Annotated in this window: 15 protein-coding genes; 5 read left to right on the forward strand and 10 right to left on the reverse strand. The window is 70.9% G+C overall.

Going from position 1 to position 15,710, the window contains the following annotated elements; translation table 11 throughout:
• The first annotated feature begins 13 nt into the window (after nucleotides 1-13).
• Nucleotides 14-910 (forward strand): Vms1/Ankzf1 family peptidyl-tRNA hydrolase, encoded by an 897-nt coding sequence (locus NL114_RS00085; protein ID WP_254822770.1) that lies wholly within the window; start codon nucleotides 14-16, stop codon nucleotides 908-910.
• On the opposite strand, the gene NL114_RS00090 is transcribed toward NL114_RS00085, so the two are convergent.
• Entirely contained in the window at nucleotides 898-2,178 is a 1,281-nt protein-coding gene (locus NL114_RS00090; protein WP_254822771.1) for a PGF-CTERM sorting domain-containing protein, read from the reverse strand. The two genes, NL114_RS00085 and NL114_RS00090, sit on opposite strands and share 13 nt — an antisense overlap.
• A 75-nt stretch (nucleotides 2,179-2,253) precedes the next feature.
• On the opposite strand from NL114_RS00090, the gene NL114_RS00095 reads away from it, so the two are divergent.
• From NL114_RS00095 to NL114_RS00105, 3 genes are read left to right on the forward strand one after another with little or no spacing between them, the layout of a single operon-like run.
• Nucleotides 2,254-3,357: an N-acetyltransferase DgcN family protein gene (locus tag NL114_RS00095; protein ID WP_254822772.1), complete on the forward strand. Its 1,104-nt coding sequence runs from the start codon at nucleotides 2,254-2,256 to the stop codon at nucleotides 3,355-3,357.
• Nucleotides 3,354-4,433, forward strand: coding sequence for a dipeptide epimerase (locus NL114_RS00100; protein ID WP_254822773.1), 1,080 nt, complete (start codon nucleotides 3,354-3,356; stop codon nucleotides 4,431-4,433). The genes NL114_RS00095 and NL114_RS00100 overlap by 4 nt, the downstream gene beginning before the upstream one ends.
• A gap of 58 nt (nucleotides 4,434-4,491) precedes the next feature.
• A complete protein-coding gene (locus tag NL114_RS00105) occupies nucleotides 4,492-5,037 on the forward strand; it encodes a DUF8173 domain-containing protein (RefSeq protein ID WP_254822774.1) in 546 nt (181 codons plus the stop codon).
• Between the two features lie 110 nt (nucleotides 5,038-5,147).
• Here the strand turns inward: NL114_RS00105 and nadC are convergent, their stop codons facing one another.
• The 7 genes from nadC to NL114_RS00140 all read right to left on the reverse strand — a co-directional run bounded on the left by nadC (nucleotide 5,148) and on the right by NL114_RS00140 (nucleotide 12,830).
• Nucleotides 5,148-5,954, reverse strand: a complete 807-nt coding sequence (nadC, locus tag NL114_RS00110) for a carboxylating nicotinate-nucleotide diphosphorylase (protein WP_254822775.1) — start codon at nucleotides 5,952-5,954, stop codon at nucleotides 5,148-5,150.
• Between the two features lie 2 nt (nucleotides 5,955-5,956).
• A complete protein-coding gene (locus NL114_RS00115) occupies nucleotides 5,957-7,504 on the reverse strand; it encodes an L-aspartate oxidase (RefSeq protein ID WP_254822776.1) in 1,548 nt (515 codons plus the stop codon).
• 12 nt (nucleotides 7,505-7,516) lie between these two features.
• Nucleotides 7,517-8,641 carry a quinolinate synthase NadA gene (nadA, locus tag NL114_RS00120; protein ID WP_254822777.1) on the reverse strand — a complete coding sequence of 375 codons (1,125 nt, stop codon included), beginning with the start codon at nucleotides 8,639-8,641 and terminating at the stop codon, nucleotides 7,517-7,519.
• 194 nt (nucleotides 8,642-8,835) lie between these two features.
• The gene (locus NL114_RS00125) at nucleotides 8,836-10,443 is read right to left on the reverse strand and encodes an amidohydrolase (protein WP_254822778.1); all 1,608 of its coding nucleotides are present in this window, start codon (nucleotides 10,441-10,443) and stop codon (nucleotides 8,836-8,838) included.
• A 50-nt stretch (nucleotides 10,444-10,493) separates the two neighbouring features.
• Complete coding sequence (locus NL114_RS00130; protein ID WP_254822779.1) at nucleotides 10,494-11,231, reverse strand: ABC transporter permease; 738 nt, start codon at nucleotides 11,229-11,231, stop codon at nucleotides 10,494-10,496.
• Entirely contained in the window at nucleotides 11,228-12,031 is an 804-nt protein-coding gene (locus tag NL114_RS00135) for a hypothetical protein (RefSeq protein ID WP_254822780.1), read from the reverse strand. Before NL114_RS00135 ends, NL114_RS00130 begins: the two co-directional genes overlap by 4 nt.
• Nucleotides 12,018-12,830 carry an ABC transporter ATP-binding protein gene (locus NL114_RS00140; RefSeq protein ID WP_254822781.1) on the reverse strand — a complete coding sequence of 271 codons (813 nt, stop codon included), beginning with the start codon at nucleotides 12,828-12,830 and terminating at the stop codon, nucleotides 12,018-12,020. The genes NL114_RS00135 and NL114_RS00140 overlap by 14 nt, the downstream gene beginning before the upstream one ends.
• Before the next feature lie 57 nt (nucleotides 12,831-12,887).
• Between NL114_RS00140 and NL114_RS00145 the strand changes: the two genes are divergently transcribed.
• Nucleotides 12,888-13,460 (forward strand): GbsR/MarR family transcriptional regulator, encoded by a 573-nt coding sequence (locus NL114_RS00145; protein WP_254822782.1) that lies wholly within the window; start codon nucleotides 12,888-12,890, stop codon nucleotides 13,458-13,460.
• A gap of 27 nt (nucleotides 13,461-13,487) precedes the next feature.
• On the opposite strand, the gene NL114_RS00150 is transcribed toward NL114_RS00145, so the two are convergent.
• The gene (locus NL114_RS00150) at nucleotides 13,488-14,456 is read right to left on the reverse strand and encodes an isoaspartyl peptidase/L-asparaginase (protein WP_254822783.1); all 969 of its coding nucleotides are present in this window, start codon (nucleotides 14,454-14,456) and stop codon (nucleotides 13,488-13,490) included.
• A 200-nt stretch (nucleotides 14,457-14,656) separates the two neighbouring features.
• Nucleotides 14,657-15,622 (reverse strand): transcription initiation factor IIB, encoded by a 966-nt coding sequence (locus NL114_RS00155; RefSeq protein WP_254822784.1) that lies wholly within the window; start codon nucleotides 15,620-15,622, stop codon nucleotides 14,657-14,659.
• Between the last annotated feature and the right edge of the window lie 88 nt (nucleotides 15,623-15,710).

The raw sequence follows: 15,710 nt of genomic DNA on the forward strand, positions 1-15,710 counted from the left end.
CGTTCCTCCCGTCATGCTCGACAATCTCCTCGGGAAGACGGAACTGAAAGAACGGATCGCGAAACTGGAGGACGAGAAGGAGCGACTGGAGAACCAGCTCGAGGCCGAGCAGGAGCGTCGGGCGGACGCCTCGACGGCCAAGCAGGCCGCCGAGGAGCGGGTCAACCGGCTGGAGGACCGCATCGCGGACCTGGAGGGACAGCTCGAACAGGCCGAGAGCGACGACGACCTCACGTTCCGCTACCGTGAGGACGTGGCCGGCGACCGCCGGGACGCCGTCCTCGACCGCCTGCGCTCGTTCGAGACCGACCCGGAGGGGGTCCTGACGGCGTATCTCGACGACTCGGACGACCTGCCCGAGCCCGTCGAGGAGACGCTCGGCGACCGGACGCCCCTCGTTCGTCGAGCGGCACCGTGTCTCCTCGTCGCGGACGACGCCGGCCTCCTGGCGACCGCGCTCGACCCGCCCGTCCCGCCGGGAGCGTTCTGCGAGTGGGACGATACGGTCGCCGTCGAACCCGCGTGGTTCGTGCCACAGGGACGCTACGCGCTCGCGCTCGTCCGGGCGGACCTGTTCGCGGTCGGCGTCTACGAGGGGACCGAGCGCGTGGACTTCTCCGGCTTCGAGAGCGATGTGAAGTCGAAGCACTCGAAGGGGGGCTACTCGCAGGCCCGCTTCGACCGGCTCCGCGACGAGCAGGTGCAGGACCACCTCGACGACTGCGCGATGGTCATCCGGACGCTCCGGAGCGACGTGGACCGGCTGTTCCTCGTCGGGGACGCGAAGGCCATCGAGGAGCTGGACGAGGCGGCCGACGCCACCGCCGCCGTCGACGCGACCGGCACGCCCGAGGACGCGCTCGGCGACGCCTACCACGACTTCTGGACGACCCGGGTCTACGGGCTCTGACGGCGCCGCACGAGCCCCGCGGCCAGGGCGAGGAGCGCGGCCAGCGCGACGGACACGCCGAAGCCGGGCGCGCCGGCATCCGTGGGCTCGTCGGTCGGCCCGTCGTCGCCAGCTGCCGGCGTCCCGCCGGAATCAGGCGTCGGCGTCCCGCCGTCACCGTCACCGGCTGTCGGCGTGGCGTCCACGTCCGGGGTCGGCGTCGGCGTCGGTGACGCCGTGTCGGCTCCTGGCGTCGTGAACGGAACCGGGTCGGTCTCCGTCGTGGTGTTCACGACCCGGACGGGTGCGGGGAGCGGGCCGGTGCGGAGCGTCGTGGCGAGGCTGCGTGCCGTCGACTCGTTGGCGGCCGTGACCACGAACCGCGGGTCCTCGACGAACTCGCCGTTACGCATGACATCCGCGAGCCCCGGCGAGAGCGACGCGGCGTAGACCACCTCGCCGTCGATGACGGTGAAGATGCAGTAGCCCGGTTCGTCCGGTGACTCGTCGTAGCGACAGCTCGACGTGTTGGCCTCGTCGGTGAACCCGTTGTCCACGAGGGTCCGGCTGAAGTTCCGGGCCGCGGCGTCGGTCAGCGTCACCGGGACGTAGGGGGCGCCGCCGGAGCGGACCTGGATGGCCCCGACGTTGGCGATGCCGCTCGCGTCCACCAGTTCGGCCCGCCGGTGGCCGTCGGTTCCGGGGAAGCCGGCGACGATACCCACGTCGCCGCGGACGGTCACGGCGGCACGAACCGTCGAGACGGCGGTCGTCCGGATGCGGAGTCGGGAGTCACCGGCGGCCGCCACCGAGGTGTTCCCGTCGAGGCCCGCGGCGACGATCCGCTCGCGGAGCGCCGCCGCGACGGCGTCACGGGTCGCGTTCGAGACGCCGCGGCGAACCGCCACGTCCTCGGTGTCGATGTCGGCCTCGCGCAGCGCCGTGAGAACGGCCTCGTCGGAGCGGTTCGCCAGCACCTCGACCGTATCGTTTCTCCGGTCGACCCTGACACGGGCCACGTTGAGATCGAGTTCGTTCGCGATGATGCCGGTGACGTTCACCATCGGCTCGGCAGCGGCGCCGACCGCCGTCCGCCCGACGACGGTCACGTTCAGGACCGTCACGTTGGCCTGGGTGGTCCGGACCGACTGGGCCGGGGGCGTACGGTCGGATGCTTCGTCGGCGGTTGGCGCTACGGCGGGAGCGGTGCCGGCCGCAGCGACCGGGACGAGCACGAGCAATGCCGCCAGCAGAACGGCTCGAAGGGGAGGGCTCCGTGGCATCAGCATCATCCGGGTCACGAAGCCGACACGGCATGAATCATGCCCCGCGCTCTTATGCTGCACCGGATTCGAATCGAGTGTATGACCGACACGCGCGAGACGACGGCGCTCGGGTTCGACCCCGAACGCGTCGCCCTCCTGGCCCACGAGGGGTTCCCGGACCGGGCGAAGACCGCACTCGGGGTGCTCCGGTACGCCGACTACGAGGTGGTGGCCGTCCTCGACCGGGAGATCGCCGGCGAGGGGCACGGCTGGCAGACCGACTACACCGTCTCCGACTTCGTGGACGACGACCGCGTGCAGGACGCCCCCATCGTCGGCCGGGCGGACGAGGCCCCCGGGTTCGACACACTCGTCATCGGCGTCGCGCCCATCGGCGGCGGGTTCGACCGCTCCTGGCGCGAGGACGTCGAGCGGGCGCTGAAGGCCGGCGCGGACGTGGTCGCGGGACTCCACTACCGGCTGAACGACGATGCGGAGTTCGTCGAACTTGCGGAGGACCACGGCGCGCGCCTGTTCGACATCCGCGAGCCGCCGGCCGACCTGAGCGTCAGCGAGGGTCGCGCCCGCGACATTGACGCGACGGTCGTCGGGACCGTCGGGACCGACTGCTCGACGGGGAAGATGACCACCACCTGTGAACTCGTGAACGCGGCTCGCGAGCGCGGCATCGACGCGGCGATGGTGCCGACGGGACAGACGGGCATCCTCGTCGCCGGGTGGGGAATCGCGGTCGACCGGGCCATCGGCGACTTCGCCGCCGGCGCCACGGAACGGATGGTTCTCGCGGCTGCAGAGGACCACGACCTCCTCGTGGTCGAGGGGCAGGGCTCGCTCGTCCACCCCGCGTACTCGGGAGTCACGACGAGCATCCTGCACGGTTCGATGCCCGACGCGCTCGTCATGTGCCACGTCGCGGGCCGCGATGCGGTCCACGGCTACGAGTCGTTCCCCATCCCGCCAGTCCGCGAGGTGGCCGACCTGTACGAGTCCCTCGGCGGGGCAATCGCCCCCACAGAGGTAGTCGCGGGCACGCTCGCCACGCACGACCTCGACGCCGGAGCCGACGAGCAGGCCGTCACCGAGTACGGCGACGACCTGGGTGTTCCCGCCGCCGACCCCGTGCGCGACGGCGCGGAGGCCATCCTCGATGCCATCGTCGCGTCGACCGACCTCGACGCATGACGACCGACGACGAACGGGCCGACATCGCGCCCGTCGCCGACTGGTCGGTCGAGACCGTCGTGATGGAGCTGGACGCGCCGTTCGGCATCTCGCGCGGGACGACGACCACCGCCGAGTCCGTCGTCGTCCGGCTCGCCGACGAGGATGGGACCGAAGGTGTCGGCGCCGGCTGCCCGGACGCCTACTACGGGGAGACGGTCGGGACGGCCGAGTCCATCCTCCCCGACCTGCTCGCAACCGTCGACGGGGAGGTGCCGAGCGGTCACCAGCGCCGGCACGCCGCATTCGAGCGCGTCGTCCGCGACAATCCGGCGGCGAAGGCAGCCGTCGACATCGCGTGCTACGACCTGTACGCGCGGCAGATCGGCGAGCCCCTCCACGCCCTCCTCGGCACGGACCCCGAGCGCGCGCCTCGCTCGTGTTTCAGCGTCGGCCTCGCCGAGCCCGACGAGATGCGCGACCGCGCGGCAACCGCCGTCGAGGCGGGCTTCGAGCACCTGAAGGTGAAACTGGGGACCGAGCGCGACCGCGAGCGGGTGGCGGCCGTCCGCGAGGGCGCGCCCGACGCGGGCCTCCGCGTGGACGCGAACGAGGCCTGGACGCCCGCCGAGGCCGTCCGGAAGAGCCACTGGCTGGCCGACCACGACGTGGCGTTCGTCGAGCAACCTGTCCCGGCAAGCGACCGCGAGGGCCTGCGATTCGTCTACGAGCACTCCTCACTGCCGGTGGCGGCCGACGAGTCCTGCGTCACGGCCAGCGACGTGCCTGACGTGGCCGACCGCGCGGACGTGGTGGTGGTCAAACTCGACAAGGCCGGCGGCGTGTGGCCCGCACTGCAGCAGGTCCACGCCGCACGAGCCCACGACCTGCAGGTGATGGTCGGCTGTATGGTCGAGACGAACGTGTCGCTTGCCGCTGGCGCGGCGCTCGCGCCGCTGTGTGACTACGCCGACCTCGACGGCTCACTGCTGCTCGCGGACGGGGCGGACCCGTTCGCGTTCGACGGCATCCGGGCGGACGGAACCATCGACCTCTCGGTCGTCGACCAGGGAACTGGCGTCGTTCCCCGGGACTGAACCAGTATTCAGTCCGTTTGACGTAGATTTATGCCACAGTAGAGCCGGAATCGAACCCGTGAATCGTCGTCTTACCCGAGGGGTGCTGGTCGCCCTCGCGAGCACGCTGTTCGCGGCGCCCGCGGCCGCGCAGTCCTCGACCCGGACCGGAGTAGAACCGCCCGTGCAGGCGGGCATCGCGTTCGTCTCGACACTCATCATCGGTACCATGCTGCTCTCCAACCTGGAGGGCTACACCGCGCGGGTGGCGGAGACCATCCGCAACCGTCCGCTCGAGTCGCTCGGGATCGGCATCTTCGCACTGTTCGGCTTCATCGTCCTGGTGTTCCTGTGTGCCCTCCTGGGTGTCATCGGGCTCTTGCTCCTGGTGGTCGTCATCTTCGGGTTCGCCTTCCTGTCCATCGCCGCAAACGCCATCGCCTACATGACGGTGTTCGCCCCGTACGTCGGGCGCCTGCCGTCCCTCGTGCTCGCGGCGCTCGTGGCGGCCGCCTTCGGCTACCTTCCCGCCGTCGGTGGCACCACCGCGCTGGTCGGCCGCATCGTCTCGTTCCTCCTGGGCGCGGTCGGGCTGGGAGCGATGACCATCGTCTACCGGAGCTAGAAGCGACTTGGTACGATAGATACGACACTATCACGGGGATACGCTCCCTATATCCAATCCTCAAACAACAATGGGGAAGTTCGACAGATATACAGGGACAGATGCGCGCCTCACCCGGTCCGGAACGACAGGTCCAGACTGGGCGCCGAGTGCGTCAACGAGCCCATCGAGATGACATCGACACCTGTCGCGGCGTAGGCCGGCACGTCCGAGACACGGATGCCCCCCGACGCCTCCGATAGCACGTCGTCGGGCAACAACTCGACCGCCTCCTCGGTCGTTGCGGGGTCCATGTTGTCCAGCAGGACGATGTCGGCACCGGCTTCGGCGGCACGCGGCGCGTCCTCGGGCTCCTCGACCTCGACCTCGACCTTCGTCGCGAACGAGGCCTGTTCGCGGAAGTGCGTGATGGCGCCCTCCAGCCCCATCTCGGCGACGTGGTTGTCCTTCACCATCACCATGTGCGAGAGGTCCAGCCGGTGGGTGTCACCGCCGCCGGCGACGACGGCGCGTTTCTCGACGCCGCGGAGGCCGGGCGTCGTCTTCCGCGTGCCCGCGATGCGTACACCCTCGTTCACCTCGTGGGCCGCGTCGACCGCGCGCCGCGTCCGGGTTGCGATGCCGGAGGCGTGACCGCTGATGTTGACGGCGACCCGCTCGGCGCGCAGTGTCGCCTTCGCGGGCCCCTCGGTCCGAAGGACCACGTCGCCGGAGTGGACGTGCGCCCCCTCCTCCAGTCGCTCGGTCACGTCGACCTCGAGGTAGTCGAAGACGGCTTCCGCGGCATCGAGGCCGGCGACGACGCCGGGCTCTTTGGCCACGAGTCGGCCCGTCGTCTCGCCGGGGACGTGGTTGGTCACGTCGTGGTGGCCGAGGTCCTCGCGGAGCCACCGCGCGACCTGCTCGGGGTCGAGCACGGTCAGTCCCCGTCGGCCGCGTCGGCCTCGGCGGCAGCGGCCGGCGGTTCGAGGTAATGGCACCCCTTCGACTCGGGGTTCTCGCTGGCCGCCCGGGAGATGAGCAGCGCGACGACCGTCGCCGAGCGGAGTTCGTAGAGGCCCCGGCTCGTCCGGGTCCGGGTGTAGGCGTCGACCTCGCCCTTCAGCCGTCGGAGGACGCCCTGCGCGCGGCCGAGGTCGTCGCGGTTCCGCGAGAGCCCGACGTACTCGCCCATCACGCGGCGCAGGCGGACGAACTTGTCACGGGCGAAGTTGTCCGCGAGCGGCGGGTCGCTGTCCAGCAGGTCAGGTGCCTCGACGACCTCCGGCTCGTCGGCCTCGGCGGCCGTCTCGCCGGCGCGCAGGCCCCACACGAGCCCCTCCAGCAGCGAGGTGGAGGCGAGCCGGTTGGCGCCGTGGACGCCGGTGCGCGAGCACTCGCCGACGGCGAACAGGTGGTCCAGCGAGGCCCGGCCGCGGTCGTCCACGGCGATGCCGCCACAGAGGAAGTGCTCGGCCGGCGCGACCGGGATGCCGTCCGCCCAGTCGACGCCGTACTCCTCGCACTTGTGCGCGAGGTCGGGGAACTCGTCGGCGAAGTCGAGCGGCGAGACGTCGAGCGTGACCTCGCCGGTCTCGTCGATCTGCTCCTGGACGGCGCGCGCGACCACGTCGCGGGGCGCGAGTTCGGCGTCCTCGTGGTAGTCGGGCATGAACCGCTCGCCCTCGGCGTTGCGCAGGAGTGCGCCCTCGCCGCGGACGGCCTCGCTGAGGAGGAAGGTGTCGCCCGATTCGTCGCCAGCGTATGCCGTCGGATGGAACTGGACGTACTCCATGTCCTCGACGTCCGCGCCCGCGAGCGCGGCCATGGCGATGCCGTCGCCGGTCGCGCCCTCGGGGTTCGTGGTGCGCGGATAGAGCGACCCGATGCCGCCCGTCGCGAGGACGGTGGCGCCGGCGAAGCAGGGCGCGAACTCGCCGTCGCGCTCGAGGATGGCCCCGTGGACCAGCCCCTCGTGGGTGACGAGTTCGAGCGCCGCGGTGTCCTGTGCGATGGTGACGCGCTCGTGGTCCTGCAGGTGATCCAGCAGCGGCGGCAGGATGTGGCGCCCGGTGGAGGCGTTGACGTGGAGGATGCGCGGCTCGTCGTGGGCGGCCTCCTGGGCGTAGGCGAACCCCTGCTCGCCGGTGTCGGCGGCCTTTGCGGACTCGTCGGTGGTGTCGAACTCGATACCCAGCGTCTCCAGCAGCACGTCCTCGACGGCGTCGTTGGCGTTCTCGACGAGCGTCTCCACCGCGTCGGGGTCGGCCTCGCCATCGCTGGCCGTGATGATGTCCTCACGGAACACGTCGGGGTGCTCCCGGGAGACGGCAATGCCGCCCTGGGCCCACCAGGAGGAGGCGTCCTCCGGCTCGGTCGCCTTCGTCGCGAGCGTCACCTCGGCGCCGTCGCGGGCGGCGGCGAGCGCGGCGGCACAGCCGGCGATGCCGGAGCCGACAACGAGTACGTCGGTTGTCGTCTGTTGCATGGCTCCGGGCACCTATATCTCGAGCATCCGGTCGAGCGCGAGCCGTGCGAGCTCCTTCTCGCCCGGCGCGACCTCGATGACGTTGCGCTCGCGCCCCTCGACCAGCTCCTCCAGCACCCAGGTCAGGTAGTTCGGGTCGATCTGGCGCATCGCGTTGCAGTCCATGCAGGCGTCACCGCACAGCGGCAGCACCTCGACCTCGGGGTGCCAGCGCGAGAGGTGATTGGCGAGGTGGATCTCGGTACCGATGGCCCACTTGTCGCCGGGGTCGGCCTCCGCGACGGTCTGGCAGATGGTCGAAGTCGAGCCGACCACGTCGGCGGCCTCGACGACCTCGCGGCGGCACTCGGGGTGGACGACCACATTCACGTCCGGGTGCTCCTCGCGGATGTCCTCGATGTGGTGCTCGCGGAAGCGCTCGTGGACCTGACAGTAGCCGTCCCAGAGGATGATGTCGGCCTCGGCGGCCTCCTCGGCGCTGGCGCCCTCGGGGTCCCACGGGTCCCACTCGACGATGGAGTCCTCCATGCCGAGCCGGTGGGCCGTGTTCTCGCCGAGGTGCTTGTCCGGCAGGAACAGCACCTTGTCCCCCTGCTCGAAGCCGTACTCGAACGCCTTGTGCGCGTTCGAGGACGTACAGACCAGCCCGCCCTGCTCGGCGCAGAACGCCTTCAGGTCGGCGTAGCTGTTCATGTACGTGATGGGGATGATGTTCGAATCCGGGGCGGCCTCCGTGATCTCGGCCCACGCGGCGTCGACCTGCAGGGCCTCGGCCATGCCCGCCATGGGGCAGGAGGCCTCCATCGACGGGAGGATGACGGACTGGTCGTCGTCCGTGATGATGTCGGCGGACTCGGCCATGAAGGTCACCCCGCCGAAGATGACGTAGTCGGCGTCGGCGTCGGCGGCCTCCTTGCTCAGCTGGTAGGAGTCACCGATGAAGTCGGCGTGCTCGACGATCTCCCGACGCTGGTAGTTGTGGCCGAGGATGACGACGTCGTCCCCGAGTTCGTCCAGTGCGGCCTCGATACGCTCGGTACGCTCGGCCTCGTCCAGCTCCCGGTACGAGGGTGGGAGCTGCTCGAGGTTGTCGTACTTGAAGAGGCTCAGGTCCGTCTCGATATCCGCTGTTTCCATCTTCGGCACGGTGAGACACCTTGGAAGTACCTGACGTAGTGGAGCCATCTATGAAAAGATTTTCTCTACAAAGGCGCCCCGTGGAGAGGAATCCGACGTTGATTCCCCTCATCGGCAGAAATCAGTCCGTCACGGGCGGGCGGGCCGGGCAGGCCCGACCAGCCCTGGAAGGCTCGTATCCGGCCGTTCGCGGCTCATTCCGCCCGGTACGTCGGGTCGCCACCGACGAACGTCGCCGTCACGTCGATGTCGGCGATGGCGTCGGGCGCGACCGCCCACGGGGACTCATCGAGGACGACCAGGTCCGCGCGCTTGCCCGGCTGGATGGTTCCGAACCGGTCCTCGTCGCGTAGCGCGTACGCCGCGCCGTGGGTGTACGCCCGCAACGCCTCGGTTACGTCGAGCCGCTGGGCCGGGGCCGGCGCCGTCACGGCCTGCTGGACGCCGAACAGCGGCCCGAGCGGCATCGTGTCGCTCCCGAACGCCAGCGGGACGCCGGCGTCGGCGAGCGCCGCGTACCGGTTCGATACACGGGTCCGCTCACGCCCGAGCCGTGACTCGTAGAGCCCGCCCTCGCGTGCCCACTTGAGGAAGTTCGGCTGGACGGAGGCGACCGCGCCCACCTCGGCGAACCGCTCGACGAGGTCGTCGGTCAGCACCTCCGCGTGCTCGACGCGGTGGCGGGCGGCGGCCGCGTCCGTGTCCGCGAAGGCGTCGAGCGTCGCCGCGATGGCCTCGTCACCGATGGCGTGCGCGCAGAACTGGAAGCCCAGGGTGTCCGCCCGTTCGACGTACTCGCGCAACTCGTCGGGTGTCACGACCCACTGCCCCCGTGGGTCCTCGTCGTCGCTCTCGCTCCCCGAGGCGTCCGCGTCGGCGTACGGCTCGGAGAGCCGGGCGGTACGGGCGCCCAGCGAGCCGTCCGTGAACGACTTGACCGCGCCGACGCGTACGAGGTCGTCGCCGTCGCCGGTCACGAGGCCCGTCTCGGCGAGCGCGTCGAGGAAGTCCGTCCAGTAGTTCAGTCGCACCCGCAATCCGAGTTGGCCGTCGCGCGCGAGGTCGCGGTACGCGCGGGGGACCCGGCGGTCCCGTATCATGTCGCCGACCGCGGTGATGCCGAGTTCCGCCGCGCGGTCGCTGGCCGCCGCGATGAAGTCGCGCTCGGGCTGGTCGCCCCGCGTCGCGTCGAGGACCGTCGTGACCGCCCCCTCGACGGCGACGCCCGTCGGGTCGCCGCCCGCCCGCCGGAGGTGTTCGTCGGCGATATCCCCGGCAACACGGTCCAGCGCGACGCCGTTGAGCGAGACGGTGTGCATATCCTCGCGGAAGGCCGCGACGGGTCGTTCCTCGCTCACGGCATCGAGGTCCTCGCGCGTGAGGTAGCGGGCCTCGTCCCACGTGGACTCGTCGTAGCCGAATCCGAGGACCCACTCGCTCTCGTCGGGTGGGTGGGCACCCTCGACCAGGCGCTCGACGGCCTCGTCCGGGGCCGTCGCGTCACCGAGCGCGGCGTGGACGAGGTAGCGCCCGACCATGTCGAGATGCGTGTGTGCGTCGACGAAGCCAGGCAGGACGGCATCACCCCCGCAGTCCTCGACGGTCGTCTCGACGCCCCGGAGGAAGGCGACCTCGTACGCCGAGCCGACGCGGACGACACGCCCGTCCCTGATAGCGACGGCCTCGTGGACCGTGTCGCCGTCGGACCCGTCCGACGAGGCTCGCCCCGCGGACTCACCGCCGCTCGGCGCGAGCGTGTGGACCTCGGCGTTCGTCAGGATGCGGTCGGCGGGTGCGGTCATGACGGTGCCCTCTCGCGGATGGCGGATGAACGTTCGGGCACGCCCTCCATCTATCCCTGCGCCCGGGGGAGGCGCCGGTAGAAGACGACCGTCGCGGCCGCAGCGAGGAGAGCAGCGACAGCGAGTCCACGGCCCACGACCGTGAGGTCAGGCGTCCCGTACGCGGCGGCCATCGCCAGCTCGACCGGCGCGCCGGCGGGGAGGTAGCCGGCGAGGTCGGAGCCGCCGCTCGCCAGCGGGGACTGGACGAGGAACCCGTCCAGCGTCGGCGCGAACAGCAGGACGTAGGTACCAGGGAGCCGGTCGAGCGCGCTGCCCACGAGCGCGCCGACGGCGCCGTAGCCGAGGCCGGCCAGCAGGAGCGCGACGACGAACGCGCCCGGCTGGTCGGGCACTCGGACGGTCGCGAGCGCCGCGAGCGTGGCGGCGCTCGCGAGGAGCGTGACTCCCACGAGGACGCCGAGCCGGCCAGCGAGCAACTGCCACGGCCGATAGCCCGCGACGACCAGTCGCCGGTCGGTGGCCGTCCGGCCGGCGAGGAACAGCCCGGAGATGCCGGCGACGAGGGCGACCGCGAGCGGTGCCATCAGCGTTCCGAACGCCGCCGCGGCGCCGGCCGTCGTGGCGCCGTCCACGCCGTAGAGCGGGACCTGCGCGTCCGGGACCACCCGACCGACGACGCCGACGAGGTAGGCCGGGACCGCGACCAGCAGCGCCAGCAGCACCGGCGTCCGGGCGTACTGTCGGGCCGACGCGACGAGCGCGGCTCCGGCTCGTGTCCGGGTCATCGCACGTCACCCCCGGTGTCGGCGGCTGGCCCGTCGCCGGCCGACTCGACGGTCCCGTCCCCGGACCCGGCGGTTCCGACCAGCCGGAGGTACGCGACCGCGGTGAGGACGGCCAGGCCCGCCACGGTCGCGAGTCCAGCCCGGAGTTCATCGCTCGGGAGAGTTCCGTCGAGGACGGCAGCACGGAACAACGGGTTCGCGGCGTGCAGTGGGGTGAACGAGGCCAGGCCCTTGGTCTCGACGAGCCCGCTCGACAGGATGGCGTCCATGTCCGCCAGCGTGACGAGCACCAGCGACCCCTCCAGCTCCCGCGGGAGCACGGAGCCGACGAGGACCCCGACGAGCCCGTAGGTGAGGCCGGCCAGCAGGAGCGACCCGAAGGCCGCGAGGGGCGCCTCGGGGGCGACACCGAACCAGAGCGTCGCCAGCGACAGGGCCGCGGCCACCGCCACCACGACGAGAACGCTCGTCAGCCGCGCGACGAACAGGGTCGCACGGGGGTAGCCAGCGACCACCAGCCGCCGGTCGGCGCGGGCGGCACTGACGACCTGGAACAGCCCGAGGAGCCCCGCCAGGAACGCGGTCGCGAACAGGGCGCCGTTCAGCCGGCCCGCCGTCTTCGGGACCGTCTCCACGAACGGGAGCCGCGGGAACCCCGCCATCGCCTCGGCATAGCCGACGACCACGAGCGGCGGCAGCGCGACGAGCAGCGCCAGCGCCGTAGGCGAGCGGAGCGCCGCCAGCAACGTCGACCGGAGGCCGACTCCGAACCGGGCGACGGCCCGGTCAGCGGTCGTCATCGAACCTCACCCCCGTCGTGCCCCGGGTCCCCCCGTCGGTCGCCGCCTCACGTCGGCTCGCGGCGACCTCGGTACCCTCCGGCCTGGCGTCGGTCTCGGCACCGTCGTCCGCGTGGAGCTCGCCGTCGGCCAGCTCCAGCACCCGGTCGAACCGCTCGCGCTCCTCGACGAAGTGCGAGACGATGACGATGGCGGTGCCACGGTCGCGCAGGTCGTCCGTGAGCTCCCAGAACGCGAGGTATGTCTCCCAGTCGAACCCCGTGTACGGTTCGTCCAGTACGAGCACGTCCGGGTCGTGGAGCAGCGCGACCGCGAGGTTCACCTTCTGCCGGTTGCCGCCGCTGAGTCGGTCGATACGCCGGTCGAGGTAGCGCTCGAAGTCCAGCCGGTCGGCGAGTCGGTCGCGGGCCTCGGCCACCGCCTCGTCGTCGAGCCCGTACGCCTCCCCGAACAGGGCGAACGTCTCGCGCACCGTCAGGCGGTCGTAGAGCCGGGTCTCCTGCGGACACCAGCCGACCCGGCCCGAGACACGGACCGTCCCGTCGTCCGCCGCGAGGTCGCCGACGAGGATGCGCAACAGTGTGGACTTGCCACTGCCGTTGGCGCCGACGACGCCGACCAGTTCGCCCGCACGGACGGTCAGGTCGGTGCCCGTCAGGACCTCGACGCGCTCCCGGAAGGGGAGCGACGAGCCGTACGCCTTCGCGAGCCCGTCGGCCTGAAGGACGACTTCGCTCTCCCCGTCGGTCGAGCGACGCTCCGATTCCAGCCCGTCACCCTTATTCACTATATTCGGCATTTGCCGAATATTCCGCACGCATCGGATTTATGCGTTTCGGCGCCCTGGATTCGAACGATGAGCGACCACGAGGACGAGCCGGGCAACGAGGGGAGTACGGACCCGCCGGACGACGTGCGGGCCGCCGAGGAGACGGTCATCGAGGCGTTCGCGCGGTCGGCCGAGGTGTACGGTGCGAGCCGCAGCCTCGGGCGGCTCTACGGTGAGCTGTTCTTCGCCGACGAGCCACTGTCGCTGGACGAACTCGTCGAGCGCAGCGGCTACGCCAAATCCACGGTGAGCACCGCGATGAGCACGCTGGAGCGGTTCCACCTCGTCCAGCGACGGTCCCTGCCGAACGAGGGCAAGCGTGCCTTCTTCGAGGCCGAGCGCGACTTCTGGTACATCGCCCGGGAGTTCCTCCAGAACGAGGTCCGGCGCGAGGTGACGGTGATGAGCCGGGCGCTGGACGAGGCCGCCCAGCAGCTGGCCGACGCGGAGGGTGAGCGCGCCGAACGCGACCTCGAACGGGTCGAACAGCTCCGCTCCGTGTACGAACGCTCCGAGCGGTATCTGGACCTGCTCGCCAGCACGCCCGTCGACCGGCTCCTCTCGCTGCTCGACCGGGGCCTCGGCCGCGGCGACGAGTGAGCGACCGGCACGACCCCGGCCGGCGTCTCAGTCAGATGCGTCGGCGCCGGCGCCGGCAACGGCAGTTTGCATCGCATCGCTGTTGTACGCCTCGCCGACGCCGCCCGCGTTGTCGAGGACGATGATGCCGGCCTCGCTCCCGGTCACGTCCGCGAGTTCCTCGACCGCGAGGTCGGCCGCGTCCCCCGCGTCGCGCCCCATCTCCAGATGTGCGACCGCGCGGCGGGCCATCGTCACCCGCGCGATGTCCTCGCCCGCGCCCGTCGCGGACGCGCCGCCCGCCCGCGAGCAGTAGAACCCGCAGCCGACCTGCGGCACGTCACCCACCCGTCCGGCGAGTGCGGCCCACCGGCCGCCCGTGGAGGTGGCCGCCGCGAAGCGGTCGTGGTCGCGCGCGACCGCGCCGACGGTGTCGTGGTCGCGGTGGTCGCGGTGGTCGTCGTAGTTGTCGTCCACACCGCCGTCGCGACGGTCGGCGTCCGGGACCGCGGTCCCGGCCTCGCTCCGTCCGAACCGCTCGCGGACCCACGCGAGGTGGTCCTGCGCGGGCGCTTCGGCGGGCGGCGCGACCTCGTCCATCCCATCCCAGCGCTCGCGGGTCCCGTCGGTCCGGAGGTCGACACCCGTCTCGACGCCGAAGTCGTCCGCGAGGTCGACGGCGTGGACGCCCGCGACCTGCACGTGGGGCGTCTCCTCGGCCACGAGTCGGGCGACTGCGGCGGCATCGCGGACACCGGGCATCGCACACGCGGCGCCGACCTCGCGGTCGTCGGTCATCAGTCCCGCATCGGTCCGGGGGATGCCGTCGGACTGGACCGCCGAGCCGACGCCGGCGTTGAACCGCTCGTCGCGTTCGAGGACGTTGACGGCCGTGGCGACGGCGTCCGTGGGCGTGGCTGCCTCGCTCCCGGTCGTGGCCGCCTCGTCGAGCACCTGCTGGCGGTCGTCGGGTTCGTCGGCTGGACTCCCGGCCCCACCGTGGACGATGACCTGCATAGCGGCAGTTCTCGCGGGCCGGAGTTAGGCGTGGGGGAGTGAGCAGGGGAGTGTGAGAATGGAGAGTACATCCATTCTGCAGAGTTTTGGAGGAATATCCAGATATATTGCAAGCTATCTCGGATTTACTGTGTAAAATCCCCAGGTAATCAGACCAGGTCCGATGTCCGCACGGCCGTCGTGTCCAGTAGCGTTCGTGCTCAGGCGGCGAGGCCCATCGCCTCGATCTGCTCCTGGTACCGATTGCGGATGGTGACCTCGGTCACCTGCGCCACGTCCGCGACCTCGCGCTGGGTCTTCTTCTCGTTGCAGAGCAGCGAGGCGGCGTAGATGGCAGCGGCAGCGTAGCCCGTCGGGGACTTGCCCGAGAGCAGCCCCTGCTCGGCGGTCTCGGTGATGATCTCCTCGGCCTTGCTCTTGACCTCCTCCGAGAGCTCGAGCTCCGAGCAGAAGCGGGGGACGTACTGTTTGGGGTCGACCGGCTCCATCTCGAGGCCGAGCTCCTGGGAGACGTAGCGGTAGGTGCGGCCGATCTCCTTGCGCTCGACGCGGGAGACGTCGCTGATCTCCTCGAGCGAGCGCGGGATACCCTCCTGCCGGCAGGCGGCGTACAGCACGGCCGTGGCGACGCCCTCGATGGAGCGCCCGCGGATGAGGTCCTCGTCGAGGCAGCGCCGGTAGGTGACGGAGGCGACCTCGCGGACCGAGCGTGGGACGCCCAGTGCGCTCGCCATCCGGTCGACCTCGCTCAGCGCGAACTGGAGGTTGCGCTCGCCGGCGTCCTTGGTGCGGATGCGCTCCTGCCACTTGCGCAGCCGGTTCATCTGGGAACGTTTCTCCGAGGAGATGGAGCGACCGTAGGCGTCCTTGTTCTTCCAGTCGATCTGGGTGGTGAGCCCCTTGTCGTGCATCGTCTGCGTGGTCGGGGCCCCGACGCGGGATTTTTGCTGCCGCTCCGAGTGGTTGAACGCGCGCCACTCCGGACCGGGGTCAATCTGGTCCTCCTCGATGACCAGACCGCAGTCCTCACAGATGAGCTCTCCCCGGTCGGCGCTCTTGACGACGCTCTCGGACGAACACTCCGGACAGGTCCGCGTACCCTCGGTCTGCTCCTCCTCCCCCTCGTCGGCGCGGCTGCGCTCGCGCTGCCGTGTGGGCCGTGACATCGCGGTTAATCTTTGGCGCAGGGATACCACATAAATCCCGCGGCGATTCCCGGTTCTCGTAACTGAAATCGCTAGCCGCCGGGGACGC

The organism is Haloglomus halophilum (assembly GCF_024298885.1).
Taxonomy (GTDB): domain Archaea; phylum Halobacteriota; class Halobacteria; order Halobacteriales; family Haloarculaceae; genus Haloglomus; species Haloglomus halophilum.